Here is a 14,166-nt window from a genome sequence, read left to right on the forward strand (position 1 = left end):
CATAGCCGCGTTGTTCGTGGGGGTTGACCGCTCATCGGCTGGTTAAAATCATTCGTCCTTTGCGGTTGTCGACCTTTTGCTGGGCGTATGGCGGCGTGGAATGCGTTGTCGGGCCCAATCACAGGCGAACCTACACATGTTGGATCTCGACGACTTCAGGTTCCAATCCCATCAGTTGTTGATCGAACTGGACGCGGCCACCAGCGAAATGATGAAACTGGTCTCCTGCCGGCAGACCACTGGCGCGCAGTGGGACCTCGCCAGCCAGCGCCAGCACGTGGCCTATGAAGACTGGAACCGCTTTCTCAACCAGCCGGTGAGCCGTAACTGAGGCGGGCATTTAATCTGCCTGGGTACGGCCGAGTGCGGTGATAATACCGGTCATTTTCACCGCCGAGTCCACCAACGCCATGTTCGAAATCCACGCCTTCGACCCCGTCCTGTATCGCCGCCAGACCCGTCACAGCACCTTGATCATCGCCCTGATTTTCCTCAGCCTGGCCATGCTCCTGTCTAGCTTGGCGGTGTACACCTGGGGCACCCCGGGCGGCGACAACCTGCGCCTGAACATCGCGGGCGTGGCGGTGGGCTTTTTGCTCAGTGCCCTGCTGGTGCGCCAAGTGTTCTGGAGCCAACCCTGGATGGCTGCGGCGGTCTATGGCTGGCGGCTCAAGCGCAACCTGATGCGCGTGACCAACGTCATGCACCAGGTCGAAGCCGGGGTCAGCGCTGACAACCCAGAGGCGCTGAAGCTGTTGCGCTTCTATCACCAGGGCCTGAGCCAGATGCACCAACTGGACGCCAACACCAGCGCCCTCAGCCAGGAACAGCGCGCCATCGATGCCCATCGCCAACGCCTGGAAACCCTGGGCATCGACAGCGATCAACCGCGCCTCGACCCGCAATGGCTGGAAGCGGTGAAACGTATTCCGGCGGCGCGTTGAAGCCAGTGTGCTGTTCCATTGATCCCTTGTTTGTGAGTTGTGTCGAAGTAGATACATCAAGCTGAAAAAAACATGAATGAGATGGATTATCAATATCATTCAATTTTCAAGATTAATCCTATAGACTCCGCCAGCGCTGGGGCTAACCGCCATCGGCCGACCGTCAAAAACATAAAAAACGACGTGGGTGGAGCGAATCATGGGTATCAAGAAGCACACATTGGCCTGGGCTGCGGGGTCGGCTCTGTGCCTGGGTAACAGCGCCTGGGCCGCGCCTGCGCCAGAGCCGCTGGAGATTGCACCGGTGACGGTGACCGGCGAGAAAATGAACCGCACCCTGGAGCAGACCCAGTCCAGCGTGGTGGTGGTGACCGACGAAGAGCTGCGTGAGCACGCGGACCAAAGCCTGGTGGATGTGTTTGCCCGCACGCCGGGTGTCTACACCCAGGCCGGCAACGAAAACTGGGGCATTCGTGGAGTGCCGGTGTCCGGCTTCGACGACCAGGGCCCGGCCACCCTCAATGGCGCAGTCTCGGTGTTTATCGACGGTGCCCAGCAGCCCAACCGAGCCCTGACCCTGAGCCCGACGCCACTCTGGGACGTGGAGCAAGTCGAGGTGTTCCTCGGCCCGCAGTCCACCACCCAGGGCCGCAACTCACTGGCCGGGGCCGTGGTCATCCAGACCAAGAACCCCACATTCGAACCGTCCTTTTCAGCCCAGACCAACGTCGGCAACTACGGTGAACGCGGCACGGCCGTGGCCGGTGGCGGTGCCTTGGTGGACGACAAGATTGCCGGGCGTATCGCCGTGGACTATCAGGAAGGCGATGGCTACATTCGCAACATCACCCGGGACGACGACGCTAACCCGCGTCGCACCAGTAACGCCCGGGGCAAGTTGCTGATCCTGCCCAATGATGATGTGGATGTGCTGCTGACCTACGCCCACGGCGAGCACCGCCAGGGCGACAACTCGATCCTGCGCAGCAATGGCAAGGTGCGCTACTACAAGATCGCCTCCGACACTGAGGTGTATGACAGCCTCAAGCAGGACACCGTCAGCGCCAAGGTGGACTACCGCCTGAACGACGCCTGGACCCTGACCAGCCTCACCGCCAATACCCGCACCGACTACAGCGCCCGGCTGGACTTCGACCAGAGCGCCGACGCCAACCAGGTGGTGCTGCGCAGGCAGGACGGCGAGCTGTTCAGCCAGGAGCTGCGCCTGGGTTACCAGGGCGACAGCCTGCGGGGTTTTGTCGGTGCCTATTACGGCCGCACCCGCAATGAGTTCCACGACCGCTTGCTGGTCAATAGCCAGTTGTTCGGCGCCACCCGTGGCGACACACAGATTGAAAACCAGGCGCTGTTCGGCGAACTCAACTGGACCTTCGCCCCGAGCTGGACCCTGATCACCGGCCTGCGCCTGGACCACGAGCAGAACGACACCGACGTCGACCAGGACGATTTCTCCAGCCCTGGCCAGGTCAACAAATCCTTCAACGCGTTTTTGCCGAAAATCGGCATCGACCATGAATTGGCCACAGACCAGTTCGTCGGCTTCATGGTGCAGAAAGGCTATCGTGGCGGAGGCGTCAACGTCCGAGCTGGGGGCGGGCACGAAGCCTACGATCCGGAATACACCACTAACTACGAGCTGTCCTATCGCGGTGCCTGGTTCGACAAGAGCCTGCGGGCCCGGGCCAACCTCTATTACACCGACTGGAAAGACCAACAGGTCAGCGTGCTCGACAGCACCAGCAACTTCGTCCACGTGTTCAACGCTGGCAGTAGCGACATCAAGGGCCTGGAAGTCTTCATTGAAAAAGACCTCAGCCAGCAGCTGACCCTTACCGCCAGTGCGGCCTATACCGATGGCAAGTACAAGGACTTCGTCACCGGCAACGGTCAGGACATGAGCGGCCAGTCTTTCCTCTACGCGCCCAAGTACAAGCTGTCGGTGGGGGGCACCTATCGCTTCGACAATGGCCTGAGCCTCAACACCGACGTTACCTACCAGGACCGCAGCCCGTCGCAATACGATTTCGACTCGACGGGCAACGTCAGCGGTGTGCGCAAGAGCGATGACTACGTGCTGGTCAACTTCAATGGCGAGTACAAAGTCACCCGCAACATTGCGGTCTCGGCGTACGTGAAAAATGCCTTCAACAGGCAATACGTCACCAACAACCGTGATGACGCCGACCGCGACGACGACATCATTGATGTCGGCGCGCCGCGAACCTTCGGCATGGCGTTGCGTTACGACCTCTAAGGCGCATATGGGCGACGGGTCCGGCGCCCGTCTTGGGCGCCGGACGGGGTGGCGGTCTGTCAGGGCTGGGCGAGGAACTGCAGCAGTGCGGCGTTGAACAGCGCCGGGTCCTGGAGAAAGGCGAAGTGGCTGGCGTTGGGCAGGATCAGCAGCCCGGCGCCGGGGATGGTTGCCGCCAGGTATTCGGTGTGGTCGCGCTTGATGGCTTCGTCGCGGTCGCCGTCGACGATCAGCACCGGGGTGCGGATCTTGCCCAGGTCGGCGTCGCTCCAGTTCGGCTGGCTGGCCCACATATGGCTGATCTGCTCGACAAAAGCGTCATATTCCTTGGGCGTCGGCGACAGCTTGGCGTACTCCTTGCCGGCCCGTTCGATGTAGGCGGCGAAGGTCGGATCCTTGTCGACGTTGTCCTTGACCCCCGAGGTCTGGCTGTTGGCGGCAAAGGCAAATACCTTGCCGACGCGGGTCGGGTGACGCTGGGCCAGGTCCAGGCCAAGGATGGCGCCATCGCTCCAGCCGACGATGTCGGCCTTGGGGATCTTCAATTGGTCGAGCACCGCCACCACGTCATCGGCCATCAGGTCGTAGCCGAAGGGGCGTGCGTCTCGCGAGCTGCGGCCGTGGCCACGGCTGTCTAGGGTGATGACCCGGTGCTGCGCGGCCAGGGCCTTGACCTGCAAACCCCAGTAGTCGGAGTTGGCCAGACCGCCGTGCAGCAGCACCACCGGCGAACCCTGGCCGGTGCTGGTGTAGTAGAGCTTGACCCCGTTGACCTGGGCATAGCCGGATTGGGCCGTGGCAACGGGCGCCGGGGTCGGCGGCAGGGTTTGCCAGCGTTCGGCGGCCTGGACGCTGGTCAGGGCGCCGAGCAGGCAGAGTGTGGCGAGCAAGCGTAGGGGCATGGGACGGTCCTGTCTGAAGGGGAGGGCAGTACAGCGTAGCCAATCCGCCCAGGCTTGAGATGAGGGCTGTTTAGGCCTTTTGCTTATGACCTGCAGCGGGTGTGATCTAAGGCGGACCATCGCCTGGCCGGAGGAACAGGCGATGAAGCGGGCCGGCGACACCGCCGGAACCCGCTCCAGTGGCGGCTGAGTTGGGTTACAGCGCCGCTTGCGGGCTGCGTCCGAGCACTCGGGAGTATTCCTCCTTGGCCTGCTGCTCGGTGAATTCCCCCGACCATTTGGACACCACCACCGTCGCCACGCTGTTGCCGATGGTGTTGCAGGTGGCGATCGCCATGGACATGAAGCGGTACACGCCGAACAGCAGTGCCAGGCCTTCGGCGGGCAGCACGCCGATGGCGGTGACGGTGGCGGCAAACACCACGAAGCTGCCGCCGGATACCGCCGCTGCGCCTTTGGAGGTCACCAGCATGATGGCGATGATGCCCAGCTGTTGTTCCCAGCTCAGGGGCACGCCGTAGGCGTTGGCGATAAACAGCACGCACAGCGACATGTAGATCGAGGTGCCATCCAGGTTGAAGGCGTAGCCGGTGGGCAGCACCAGGCCGACGCTCTGTTTCGAGCAGCCGAATTTCTCCAGCTTCTGCAGCAGGCGCGGCAGGGCGCTTTCCGAAGAGGCGGTGCCGAGGACAATAAAGACTTCATCCTTGATGTACTTGAGGAAGCGCCACAGGCTGAACCCGGACAGTCGGCACACCACGCCCAGCACCACGAAGATAAAGAAGGCCACGCAGACGTAGAACATCAGCACCAGGTTGGCCAGGGACATCAGCACCGCGGTGCCGTTGCTGCCGACGGCGTAGGCCACCGAGCCGAAGGCGCCGAGGGGGGCGAACTTCATGATCAGGTTGATGAACTCGAAGAAGCACTCGGAGATGCGGTTCAGGCCGTCCTCGATCACCGAACGACGCTCGGGTTTCAGGGCCAGCAGGGCGAAGCCGAACAGCACCGAAATCACCAGCACCTGCAAGAGTTGCCCACCGGCGAAGGCGCCGACGAAGTTGTCCGGGAAGATGCCGTAGATGAAGTCCATGGTCGAGGCCGGCGCATGGCCCTTGGCAACGGCCGCGCTGGCTGCCGCAGCCGCCGCGCTGCTGGGGTGGGCGTCGTGCATGCTGGAGCCGATCTGCAGCAGGTTGCCCCACAACAGGCCGATGGCCAGGGCGATGGTGGACACCACCTCGAAGTAGATCAGGGCGCGCAGGCCGACTTTGCCGACGCGCTTGATATCGCCCGCCGAGGCGATGCCGTGGACCACGGTGAAGAACACCAGCGGGGCGACGGCGGTCTTGATCAGCTTGAGGAAGATGTCGCCGAGGATTTTGAACTTGGCCGCCCATTCCGGCGCCAGGAAGCCGAAGGCGATGCCCAGCAACATGGCGGCGACGACCTGGAACGTCAGGTCCTTGTAGAACGGTTTTTTTGCGGGGGTGGATGACATGTCTGTGATCTCATTGTTGTTATGGTTCGGGTACTGAAAACGGCGGAGAACCCCTGTGGAGCCGGCAAGTCGGCGACAGCAACCTGGCAATGGATGCATCAGGTGACTGACTCACCGCGATCGCCGGCAAGCCGGCTCCTACAGGGCGTTCGGGGTCAGCGGGGAACGGCACCCTCGCGCGCCAGGGCGATGTCCACCATCTGCGGCGCCAGGCCCAGGTAGTTGGCCGGGTCGGTGAGGCGCTGCAGTTCGGCCAGGTCCAGTTGGGCGGTGGCTTCGCCTTGGGCCAGCAGGGCGTCCAGCAGGCTGGTGCCTTGGTCGTTGGCCAGGCGGCAGGCGGCGTACACCACGTCGTGGGCCACTTGGCGACCGAGGGCCGGGGCCAGGCCCATCATCACGGCTTCGGCCACGATCAGGCCCTGGGTCATGTCGAGGTTCTTGCGCATGCGCTCGGTGCGCACTTCCAGGCCGGCCAGCATGAACTTGGCCTGACCCAGGGAGGCGGCGCTCAGGGCGAAGGCTTCGGGGATGGCAATCCACTCGGCCTGCCACGGGCCGGTGGAGCGCTCGAAGTCCTGGATCATTGCGTCAAGCATCAGCCCGGCGTGTTGGCGCACGCCCTTGGCGGCGGCGTACATCAGTTCGCAGGAAATCGGGTTGCGTTTCTGCGGCATGGTGCTGCTGGCGCCACGGCCCTTGACGAAGGGTTCGTACACTTCGCCCAGCTCGCTGGTCATCATCATCATCACGTCCAGGGCGATCTTGCCCAGGGAACCGGTCACCAGGCCGAGGAAGTTCAGGGCTTCGGCCAGGCCGTCCCGGGCCACGTGCCAGGTGGCCTGAGGCACGCCGAGGCCGAGTTCGGCCATCAACGCTTCCTGCACTTCCAGGCCTTTGTCGCCGAGGGACGCCAGGGTGCCCGCGGCACCGGCGAATTGGCCGATTTCCACCCGTGGACGCAACTCCACCAGACGCTCGGCGTGGCGGTCAAACATGCTCAGCCACACCGCGCACTTGTAGCCGAAGGTGATCGGCAGGGCGTGCTGCAGGTGGGTCCGGCCGGCCATCGGCGTGTCGCGGTAACGCAGCGCCAGCTCGGCCAGCAGCCCGCGCACGGCCTGGATATCACGCTCGACGATGGCCAGGGCAGCGCGCACTTGCAGGACCACGGCGGTGTCCATGATGTCTTGGGTGGTGGCGCCCCAATGCACATAACGCCCGGCTTCGCCGCAGGTCTTGGACAGTTGTTCCACCAACGGCAGGATCGGGTAACCGACGATTTCGGTTTCGTGCTGCATCAACGCCAGGTCGAGGGATTCGTAGGTGGCCAGTTCGGCGATCTGCTCGGCGGCCTCGGCCGGGATCACCCCGCAACGGGCCTCGGCGCGGGCCAGGGCCACTTCCACTTCGATGTAGCGTTCGATCAGGGCTTTGTCGGAAAACACGCCGCGCATTTCGGCGGTGCCGAACATGTCACGGAACAGGGCGGAGTCGAAGACGGTGCTGGACATGGGTCAATCCTGATATGTTGTTATTGATCGGACATATTTAATATGTCCGTACATAATTCTTACGTGGCCGCTGATACACTGTCAACTCGTTGAACGCTCGGGACTGATGAAAGGTATGAACCAGACGCGCTATGCGGTTGTGGCGAAGGATTTGATGGAAGCGATCGCCAGTGGGCGCTACCCCGTGGGCAGCCTGTTGCCCACCGAGTTCGAGCTGTGTGAGCTGTACGAGGTGAGCCGCCACACCGTGCGCGCGGCCATTACCCAGTTGCAGAGCCAGGGGCTGGTGTCGCGGCGCAAGCGGGTGGGCACCCGGGTCGAGGCCAGCACGCCACGGGGCGGGTATTCACAGTCCCTGGATTCGGTGTCGGACTTGGCGCACCTGGCGGAAACCCAGATCCGCAGCATTCAGAACGTGCGCCATTTCGTGGCCGATATCGCCGAGGCCCGGCGCCTGGGGCTGGAGCCGGGGGAGCACTACTTTTGCGTGTCGAGCATCCGTGTCGACCAGCAGCACCCGGAAGCGCCGCTGTGCTGGACCGATGTCTACGCCCAGGATATTTATGCCGAGGTGATTGAACTGGCGCGCGAACGTCCCGAGCAGTTGATCGCCGCCCTGATCGAAGAGCATTTCGGCCGCCATATCGAGGTGGTGGACCAGCAAGTGCGTGCGGTGCTGCTGACCCCGGAGATTGCCAAGCGCCTGAATGCCGAGGCCGCCGCTCCTGGCCTGAAAATCACCCGGCATTACCGCGATGAGCAGGGGGCGCTGATGGTGGTCTCCGAGACCACCCACCCCGACGACCGCTTCACCCTGACCATGCAGATGAAACGCGAAAAGACCCCGGTGGCCTGACCCCGCCAGCGCTTGGCTGCGGCGGCTGCCCATTGCGGCCGCCCGGGCTGTCGGTGATCTGGTTATAAATTCAGATCATATTGATATAAGTCGTTATAAGAAAAATCGCTATGCTGCCGCCTGAAATTTATATGGCCCTTTGTAGGACATGGTTAATGGATGTCGGTAATTTTGGTTTTGTTGCAGCGGGCCTGATCGTTGGTTTTATCGTAGGCATGACAGGCGTCGGCGGCGGTTCGCTGATGACCCCCATTCTTTTGTGGTTCGGCATTAACCCGGCGACCGCCGTGGGCACCGACCTCTTGTACGCCGCCATCACCAAATCCGGTGGTGTGCTGGTGCATCAGAAGAACAAGAACATCGACTGGAAGATCACCGGCTGGCTGACCTTAGGCAGCGTGCCGGCGGTGCTGGCGACCCTGTGGTTCCTGAAGAACCTGGACAGCGACCCGCAAGCCTTGAACTCGGTGATCAAGCAAGCCTTGGGCTTTGTGCTGCTGCTGACGGCGCTGGCGATCCTGTTCAAGAAAAAGCTGCTGGCCTTTGCCCAGCGGCACGCTGGTGATCACTACCAGCTCAGCGATCGCAACCTCAACGGCTTGACCGTGGTCACCGGCCTGGTGCTGGGCACCATGGTTGCCCTGACCTCCATCGGGGCGGGCGCCCTGGGCACCGTGGCGCTGTTTATTCTCTACCCGTTCCTGGCCACCAAGCGCCTGGTGGGCACCGAGATTGCTCACGCCGTGCCCCTGACCTTGGTGGCCGGCCTGGGCCATGCCAGCATGGGCAACATGGACTGGAGCCTGTTGGGCTTTCTGTTGATGGGTTCCTTGCCGGGCATCTGGGTCGGCAGCCACATGACCGGCCGGGTCTCCGATGAACTGCTGCGGCCGTTCCTCGCGGTGATGCTGTTCTCCATCGGCTTCAAGCTGGCGTTCTGAGCCAGTGCTGCTGGCGGTCGCCGGTTCAACCGGCGGCCAATTGCTCCAGCAGGCGATAACCCTCGTCCCAATCCCCCAAGCCGCTGCTGCTATTCAGGTGCCCCCTGGCGCCGACTTCCAGCAGTTGCGCACCGCGCCGCGCGGCCCAGTCGCGGGCGTAGTCAAGCTCGGCATAGGGGTCATTGCTACTGGCGACCACTTGGCACGGGAAGTCCAACGGCACCACTGGCGTGTGGCTGAAACCAACGGTCGCCGCCGTGGGGAATGCCTGCGCCTGTGGGTCGGGTACCGCCACCAGCAACGCTCCGCGCACCCGGCCCTGGCGGGTGTCGGCGGCGGCCCAATGGGCCAGTGCCAGGCAGCCCAAACTGTGGGCAACCACCAGGGTTTCGGGGCCCATGCTCAGCAGTTGGCGGTCGATGGCCGCGACCCAGTCGGCGCAATCCACTCGTTTCCAGTCGGGCACCTGCAGCCGCTGCCAATCGGGGTGCCTGGCCTGCCAGCGGCTCTGCCAGTGGGCCGCGTCCGAGTTGCCGATTCCGGGTATCACCAGCACCGCTTTGTCCATTCGCCTGACTCCTTGAAAAGAGCCCAAAGCTTAGGCCCGGGCCAGCGCGGAAAACAGCACGCGCCCCATGAAAGCTTGGTAGATTTCGCCGCTATTCCTGGAAAAACACAGGCCCGACAAATGAAACCAAAGTCACCCGAACTGGACCGCCTGGATTGGCGGATTATCGAAACCCTGCAGCAGGATGGGCGCATCACCAGCACCGAGTTGGGCAAGCGCATCGGCCTGTCGCAACCAGCGGTGACCACGCGCATTCGCCGTCTCGAAGACTTGGGGGTGATCGAGGGCTACAGCGCCCGGGTCAATCATGCCTTGCTCGGACGGCCGATCCGCGCCCTGATCCGCCTGCGCACCAGCCACGCGCAGATCGGCCGCTGCCTGGAGACCTTCGAGCAGACCGGGGAAATCATCGAGGCCGACCGGGTGACCGGGGAAGACTGTTTTGTGCTGCGGGTGGTGGTGGCGCAGATGGAGCGCCTGGAGCAGATCATCGACAGCCTGGCGGTCTTGGGTGCGGTGACCACCTCGATCATCCTCGCCAGCTACCCGCGCAAGGTGCTGGCCGAGGTGCGCGAGTAGGGGCTTCAGGCCCGGCGATAAAGGGCCAGGAAGGCTGCGAGGGAGAGCAGGGTGGCGCCGCAGCATTTGTTCAGGCGGCGCATGCCCGTGGCGGTCAGGTAACGGGCCGCTTGTACACCGCCGGCGGCGTACAGGGCCATGACCAGGATATCGACCCCGGCCGACACCAGGGCGAGGATCGCGTACTGGGGCAGGGTCGGCTGACTGGGGTCGACGAACTGCGGCAGGAAGGCGGTGAAAAACAGCAGCACCTTGGGGTTGGTCAGGGCCACCGAGAAGCTGCGGCGGAACACCTCGCCCTGACGCGCGCCGGCACTCACCTGGGCGCTGTCTAGGGCGGCCGGCGTGCTGCGCCATAACTGCAGGCCCAGCCAGGCCAGGTAGCCCACGCCCAGCCACTTCAAGATCTCGAACAATTGCTGCGACGCCAGCAGCATGGCACCCAGGCCCAAGCCGACCGCGGCGACGATGAGGATGTCCGACAGTGCGGCGCCGGCCATGCCCATCGCCACCAGGCGGCGGTTGCGCGAGGTGCCGTTGGCCATGGCCAACAAGGAGGTCGGGCCGGGGATCAGGGCGCCGATAAAGCAACTGGAGGTGTAGAGCATCAGGGTTGTGAGGTTCATGCAGCAGCGCTCGGAGCAAGTGCGTGGGAGGGGCGTCGGGGGATCATGCCCAATAGTCGACGGCGAATAAAGACCGCTGGCCGCACCTCTGCGGGATGTGGCTGATGGGGATCAACTTTCGCCGTTCACAGGTGTCAGTTACTCTGCGCGGGCACAGTGGTCAGCACCGTCAACAACTCTCCCTCCTCAAGTGGCTCGGTACATGACTATTTCTTCTCTTGGCAGCCCGTCTTCCGATGCACCGCGTGGTGGCGTCATGGGCGCTGCCATTCGGGGCCATGACTGGTCGTCGTCACCCCTGGGCGCTATCGAGCACTGGCCGGATGTGTTGCGCAATACCTTGAGCCTGGTACTTGAATCCCCCGAGAGCCTGTACCTGCTCTGGGGGCCGGACAGGGTCTTTCTGTTCAACGATGCTTACCGGCCGATCCTCGGCCCACGGTTGGACAGTGCCCTGGGACAGACCATCGACACCCTCTGGGCCGATGCCTGGCCCCAGGTGCAGCCGTTGGTGGAACAGGCCTATGCCGGCCAGGCCTGCCGTCTGATCGACATGCCGATCACCATGCAGCGCTTTCCCGGTGAGGATCAGACCTGGTGGTCGTTCTCCATGAGCCCGGTGTACGACGAGGCCCGTGAGACGGTGGTGGGCATGCTCTGCTGCACCGTCGAAACCACTCACCGGGTGTTGCTGGAACAACGTGCGCGGCTTACTGAGTCGAGCCTGCGGGAAACCCGCGAACTCAATACCCGGGTGCTGGCGGCCAGTAACGACTGCATCAAGGTCCTCGATCTGGACGGCAAGTTGTCCTTTATGAGCGAGGGCGGCATGCGGGTCATGGAGGTCAGCGACTTCAACGCAATTCGCGGCTGCCCCTGGCCGAGCTTCTGGGAAGGCCAGGGCAACGCCGAGGCCTTGGCCGCCATCGAAGCGGCGAAGAACGGCCGGTCGGCGCGCTTTCTGGAGGCGGCCAACACCTTGCTGGGCAACCGCAAGTGGTGGGATGTGCAGGTCTCGCCGATGTTCGACGAAGCCGGGCAACCGGAGAAGATCCTGTGCATTTCCCGCGATGTCACCGCCACCCGCGAGGCCGAGGAAGAGTTGCGCCGGGTCAATGAGTCCCTGGAGCAGCGGGTCCAGGAGCGCACCCAGGACCGCGACCGCATCTGGCGCTTGTCCGCCGACCTGATGATCGTCGCCCGTTTCGACGGCAGCATTGTCGCTGCCAACCCGGCCTGGACCCGACTCCTGGGGTGGAGCCAGGAGCAACTGGTGGGGCGCAGCTTCCACGAACTGGTGCACCCCGAGGATCGTTCCGCCACCTTGGCCGTCACCGGCGATCTGGCCCAGGGCAGCAGCGTCGGCAACTTTGAAAACCGCTACCTGCACCAGGACGGTTCCTATCGCAGCGTGTCCTGGACAGCCGTGCCGGACCGCAGCTACATCCACGCTGTGGGCCGCGATACCCAGGCCGAGCGCGAGGCCGCCCTGGCCCTGCGCAAGACCGAAGACGTGCTGCGCCAGGCGCAGAAAATGGAAGCCGTGGGGCAGCTCACCGGGGGCGTGGCCCATGACTTCAATAACCTGCTGACGGTGATCCGCTCGTCCACCGACCTGCTGCGGCGCAACCTCAGCGAGCAGCGCCGGCAGGTGTACATCGACGCGATTTCCGACACCGTCGATCGCGCCAGCAAGCTCACCGGCCAGCTGCTGGCGTACGCCCGCCAGCAGAACCTGCGGCCCCAGGTGTTTGATGTGGGGCGCAGCGTCCAGGCCCTGGGTGAGATGATCAACCCACTGATTGGCTCGTGCATCGAGGTGCGCATCGAGCTGCCTGAGGAGCCGTGTTTTATTCATGCCGACGCCGGTCAGTTTGACACTGCCTTGATCAACATGGCGGTCAACGCCCGCGACGCGATGCAGGGCGAAGGTCTGTTGGTGATTGCCGTGGAGCGGGCGCACAGCACCCCGGCCCATGGCGCCCAGGGCGAGGTGCCGGGGGACTTTGTCGCGGTGTCGCTGACGGACAACGGCTCGGGCATCGACCCGTTGCAGATCGAGCGGATTTTCGAACCGTTCTTCACCACCAAAGAGGTGGGCAAAGGCACCGGCCTGGGCCTGTCCCAGGTGTTCGGTTTCGCCAAGCAATCGGGCGGCGAACTCCTGGTCCAGAGCCAGCCGGGGCAGGGTACGCGCTTCACCCTGTACTTGCCCCGTTCCCTGGAGGCGCCGGGGGCCGAGCCCGAGGTGCGCTCGGTGGCGGTCAACCTGGATGGCCAGGGCGCGACCCTGCTGGTGGTGGAAGACAACCCCGAAGTGGGCGGCCTGTTGGCCCTGGCCCTGACGGAATTGGGTTACCGCATCGAATGGGCCACCAGCGCTGCTGCGGCCCTGGCCTGGCTTGCCAAGGATGCCGGAGCCTTCCAAGCGGTGTTTTCCGATGTGGTGATGCCGGGCATGAGCGGTGTGGAACTGGCCCAGCAGATTCGTCAGCAACACCCCGGGTTGCCGGTGATTCTCACCAGCGGTTTCAGCCCGGCCCTGGCCCAGGGCGATACGCAAGAGTTCGTGTTTTTGCAGAAGCCCTACTCGGTGGCGGCGCTGGCCGAGGCGTTGAGCGAAGCCATCCGGCCTGCTTGAATCTCGGTACGCAATCCATTTTTGGCAAAGGTCAGGACCTCGCCGTCCTCGGGAATCAGTAACCGTTGCGCCAGCCCGGCCCGGTGCGCCGCCGCAGCCAAGGCCTGGCGGCTGACCGGGCAGTGGCTCAGCGCCTGCAGATGGTTGGCCACGACCTGACCGTGGCTGAGGCGGCGCAATTCAAGCAGCTCTTTAATACCCATGATGATCTCGCCGCCCAGGTCGAAGTGCGCGCCGCCGGCCGGTGCCACGCAGACCTCGGGTTGATGGGCCTGGATAAAGTCGCGCAGGGCCGGCGTCAGCAGGGTGTCGCCGCACAGGTACAGGCTCGGTTCGTCGGGCCACTCGATGAAATACCCCACGCCATGCTCCATCAATCGCCCGACCAGCCCGCGCCCATGGACGCAGGGCAGGGTGCGGATCTGCCCGCCGAGAAAGGCCGTCGGCTGCCCGTGTGCGGTGGGCAGGGCCTGGACTTGGAGCCCGCGCGCTTGCAGGTACGGGGCGTCGTGGGCGGTGCAGATCACCGGGATCTGCCGTTGGCGCAGGAACTCCCGCCCGGCCCGGTCCAGGTGGTCGAAATGGCCTTTCTGGCAATGGGTCAGCAGGCAGTGGGTCACTGACTCCAGGGCCGCCGCTGCCGAATCCGGCAAGTCCACCAGCGGGTTGCGCTGCAGCGGCCGTAGCAGGCGCAACGGCGGCAGGCTGTGGCGCGCGCCGAGCATAGGGTCGAGGAGGATCCGATAAGGACCGGATTCGATAATCAGGGTGGCATTGCGAAGCTGATGAAGGCGCATGGCAGACCTCGGTGGCGAAGGCTGC

General features: G+C 63.9%; 13 protein-coding genes. 7 read left to right on the forward strand and 6 right to left on the reverse strand.

The genetic code is table 11. The annotated features are described in order from the left end of the window. The first annotated feature begins 136 nt into the window (after nucleotides 1-136). The 3 genes from M1B35_RS15405 to M1B35_RS15415 all read left to right on the forward strand — a co-directional run bounded on the left by M1B35_RS15405 (nucleotide 137) and on the right by M1B35_RS15415 (nucleotide 3,219). On the forward strand, nucleotides 137-331 hold the full coding sequence (locus M1B35_RS15405; RefSeq protein ID WP_123335171.1) for a hypothetical protein: 195 nt from the start codon (nucleotides 137-139) through the stop codon (nucleotides 329-331). A gap of 79 nt (nucleotides 332-410) precedes the next feature. Continuing rightward, the gene (locus tag M1B35_RS15410; RefSeq protein ID WP_268262513.1) at nucleotides 411-944 is read left to right on the forward strand and encodes a DUF3087 family protein; all 534 of its coding nucleotides are present in this window, start codon (nucleotides 411-413) and stop codon (nucleotides 942-944) included. 199 nt (nucleotides 945-1,143) lie between these two features. Next, complete coding sequence (locus M1B35_RS15415; protein ID WP_268262418.1) at nucleotides 1,144-3,219, forward strand: TonB-dependent receptor; 2,076 nt, start codon at nucleotides 1,144-1,146, stop codon at nucleotides 3,217-3,219. 59 nt (nucleotides 3,220-3,278) lie between these two features. Here M1B35_RS15415 and M1B35_RS15420 read toward each other — a convergent pair whose 3' ends face one another. The 3 genes from M1B35_RS15420 to M1B35_RS15430 form a co-directional block, all read right to left on the reverse strand. Next, entirely contained in the window at nucleotides 3,279-4,121 is an 843-nt protein-coding gene (locus tag M1B35_RS15420; RefSeq protein ID WP_268262419.1) for an alpha/beta fold hydrolase, read from the reverse strand. A gap of 196 nt (nucleotides 4,122-4,317) precedes the next feature. Beyond that, nucleotides 4,318-5,622, reverse strand: a complete 1,305-nt coding sequence (locus M1B35_RS15425) for a cation:dicarboxylate symporter family transporter (protein WP_268262420.1) — start codon at nucleotides 5,620-5,622, stop codon at nucleotides 4,318-4,320. Nucleotides 5,623-5,777: 155 nt separating this feature from the next. Further along, entirely contained in the window at nucleotides 5,778-7,133 is a 1,356-nt protein-coding gene (locus tag M1B35_RS15430; protein ID WP_268262421.1) for a class-II fumarase/aspartase family protein, read from the reverse strand. 115 nt (nucleotides 7,134-7,248) lie between these two features. Between M1B35_RS15430 and M1B35_RS15435 the strand changes: the two genes are divergently transcribed. Together M1B35_RS15435 and M1B35_RS15440 are read left to right on the forward strand one after the other, a co-directional pair. Beyond that, nucleotides 7,249-7,989 carry a GntR family transcriptional regulator gene (locus tag M1B35_RS15435; RefSeq protein WP_268262422.1) on the forward strand — a complete coding sequence of 247 codons (741 nt, stop codon included), beginning with the start codon at nucleotides 7,249-7,251 and terminating at the stop codon, nucleotides 7,987-7,989. 155 nt (nucleotides 7,990-8,144) lie between these two features. Further along, nucleotides 8,145-8,930, forward strand: a complete 786-nt coding sequence (locus M1B35_RS15440) for a sulfite exporter TauE/SafE family protein (protein WP_123335197.1) — start codon at nucleotides 8,145-8,147, stop codon at nucleotides 8,928-8,930. A gap of 25 nt (nucleotides 8,931-8,955) precedes the next feature. On the opposite strand, the gene M1B35_RS15445 is transcribed toward M1B35_RS15440, so the two are convergent. Continuing rightward, nucleotides 8,956-9,498 carry an RBBP9/YdeN family alpha/beta hydrolase gene (locus M1B35_RS15445; RefSeq protein WP_268262423.1) on the reverse strand — a complete coding sequence of 181 codons (543 nt, stop codon included), beginning with the start codon at nucleotides 9,496-9,498 and terminating at the stop codon, nucleotides 8,956-8,958. A 120-nt stretch (nucleotides 9,499-9,618) separates the two neighbouring features. Between M1B35_RS15445 and M1B35_RS15450 the strand changes: the two genes are divergently transcribed. Next, nucleotides 9,619-10,077 (forward strand): Lrp/AsnC family transcriptional regulator, encoded by a 459-nt coding sequence (locus tag M1B35_RS15450; protein WP_123335201.1) that lies wholly within the window; start codon nucleotides 9,619-9,621, stop codon nucleotides 10,075-10,077. Nucleotides 10,078-10,082: 5 nt separating this feature from the next. Here the strand turns inward: M1B35_RS15450 and M1B35_RS15455 are convergent, their stop codons facing one another. Beyond that, nucleotides 10,083-10,703: a LysE family translocator gene (locus M1B35_RS15455; RefSeq protein ID WP_268262424.1), complete on the reverse strand. Its 621-nt coding sequence runs from the start codon at nucleotides 10,701-10,703 to the stop codon at nucleotides 10,083-10,085. Nucleotides 10,704-10,959: 256 nt separating this feature from the next. On the opposite strand from M1B35_RS15455, the gene M1B35_RS15460 reads away from it, so the two are divergent. Further along, nucleotides 10,960-13,344: a hybrid sensor histidine kinase/response regulator gene (locus M1B35_RS15460; RefSeq protein WP_123335206.1), complete on the forward strand. Its 2,385-nt coding sequence runs from the start codon at nucleotides 10,960-10,962 to the stop codon at nucleotides 13,342-13,344. On the opposite strand, the gene M1B35_RS15465 is transcribed toward M1B35_RS15460, so the two are convergent. Then, a complete protein-coding gene (locus M1B35_RS15465) occupies nucleotides 13,290-14,141 on the reverse strand; it encodes an MBL fold metallo-hydrolase (RefSeq protein WP_268262425.1) in 852 nt (283 codons plus the stop codon). The two genes, M1B35_RS15460 and M1B35_RS15465, sit on opposite strands and share 55 nt — an antisense overlap. Between the last annotated feature and the right edge of the window lie 25 nt (nucleotides 14,142-14,166).

Source organism: Pseudomonas morbosilactucae, from assembly GCF_023241665.1.
Lineage (GTDB): Bacteria > Pseudomonadota > Gammaproteobacteria > Pseudomonadales > Pseudomonadaceae > Aquipseudomonas > Aquipseudomonas morbosilactucae.

Bases quoted from the DNA above. Each gene is read 5' to 3' on its own strand.
- M1B35_RS15460 (WP_123335206.1), top strand. From the start codon at position 10,960: ATGGGCGCTGCCATTCGGGGCCATGACTGGTCGTCGTCACCCCTGGGC.
- M1B35_RS15420 (WP_268262419.1), bottom strand. From the start codon at position 4,121: ATGCCCCTACGCTTGCTCGCCACACTCTGCCTGCTCGGCGCCCTGACC.
- M1B35_RS15425 (WP_268262420.1), bottom strand. From the start codon at position 5,622: ATGTCATCCACCCCCGCAAAAAAACCGTTCTACAAGGACCTGACGTTC.
- M1B35_RS15405 (WP_123335171.1), top strand. From the start codon at position 137: ATGTTGGATCTCGACGACTTCAGGTTCCAATCCCATCAGTTGTTGATC.
- M1B35_RS15430 (WP_268262421.1), bottom strand. From the start codon at position 7,133: ATGTCCAGCACCGTCTTCGACTCCGCCCTGTTCCGTGACATGTTCGGC.
- M1B35_RS15440 (WP_123335197.1), top strand. From the start codon at position 8,145: ATGGATGTCGGTAATTTTGGTTTTGTTGCAGCGGGCCTGATCGTTGGT.
- M1B35_RS15455 (WP_268262424.1), bottom strand. From the start codon at position 10,703: ATGAACCTCACAACCCTGATGCTCTACACCTCCAGTTGCTTTATCGGC.
- M1B35_RS15410 (WP_268262513.1), top strand. From the start codon at position 411: ATGTTCGAAATCCACGCCTTCGACCCCGTCCTGTATCGCCGCCAGACC.
- M1B35_RS15435 (WP_268262422.1), top strand. From the start codon at position 7,249: ATGAACCAGACGCGCTATGCGGTTGTGGCGAAGGATTTGATGGAAGCG.
- M1B35_RS15465 (WP_268262425.1), bottom strand. From the start codon at position 14,141: ATGCGCCTTCATCAGCTTCGCAATGCCACCCTGATTATCGAATCCGGT.
- M1B35_RS15445 (WP_268262423.1), bottom strand. From the start codon at position 9,498: ATGGACAAAGCGGTGCTGGTGATACCCGGAATCGGCAACTCGGACGCG.
- M1B35_RS15415 (WP_268262418.1), top strand. From the start codon at position 1,144: ATGGGTATCAAGAAGCACACATTGGCCTGGGCTGCGGGGTCGGCTCTG.
- M1B35_RS15450 (WP_123335201.1), top strand. From the start codon at position 9,619: ATGAAACCAAAGTCACCCGAACTGGACCGCCTGGATTGGCGGATTATC.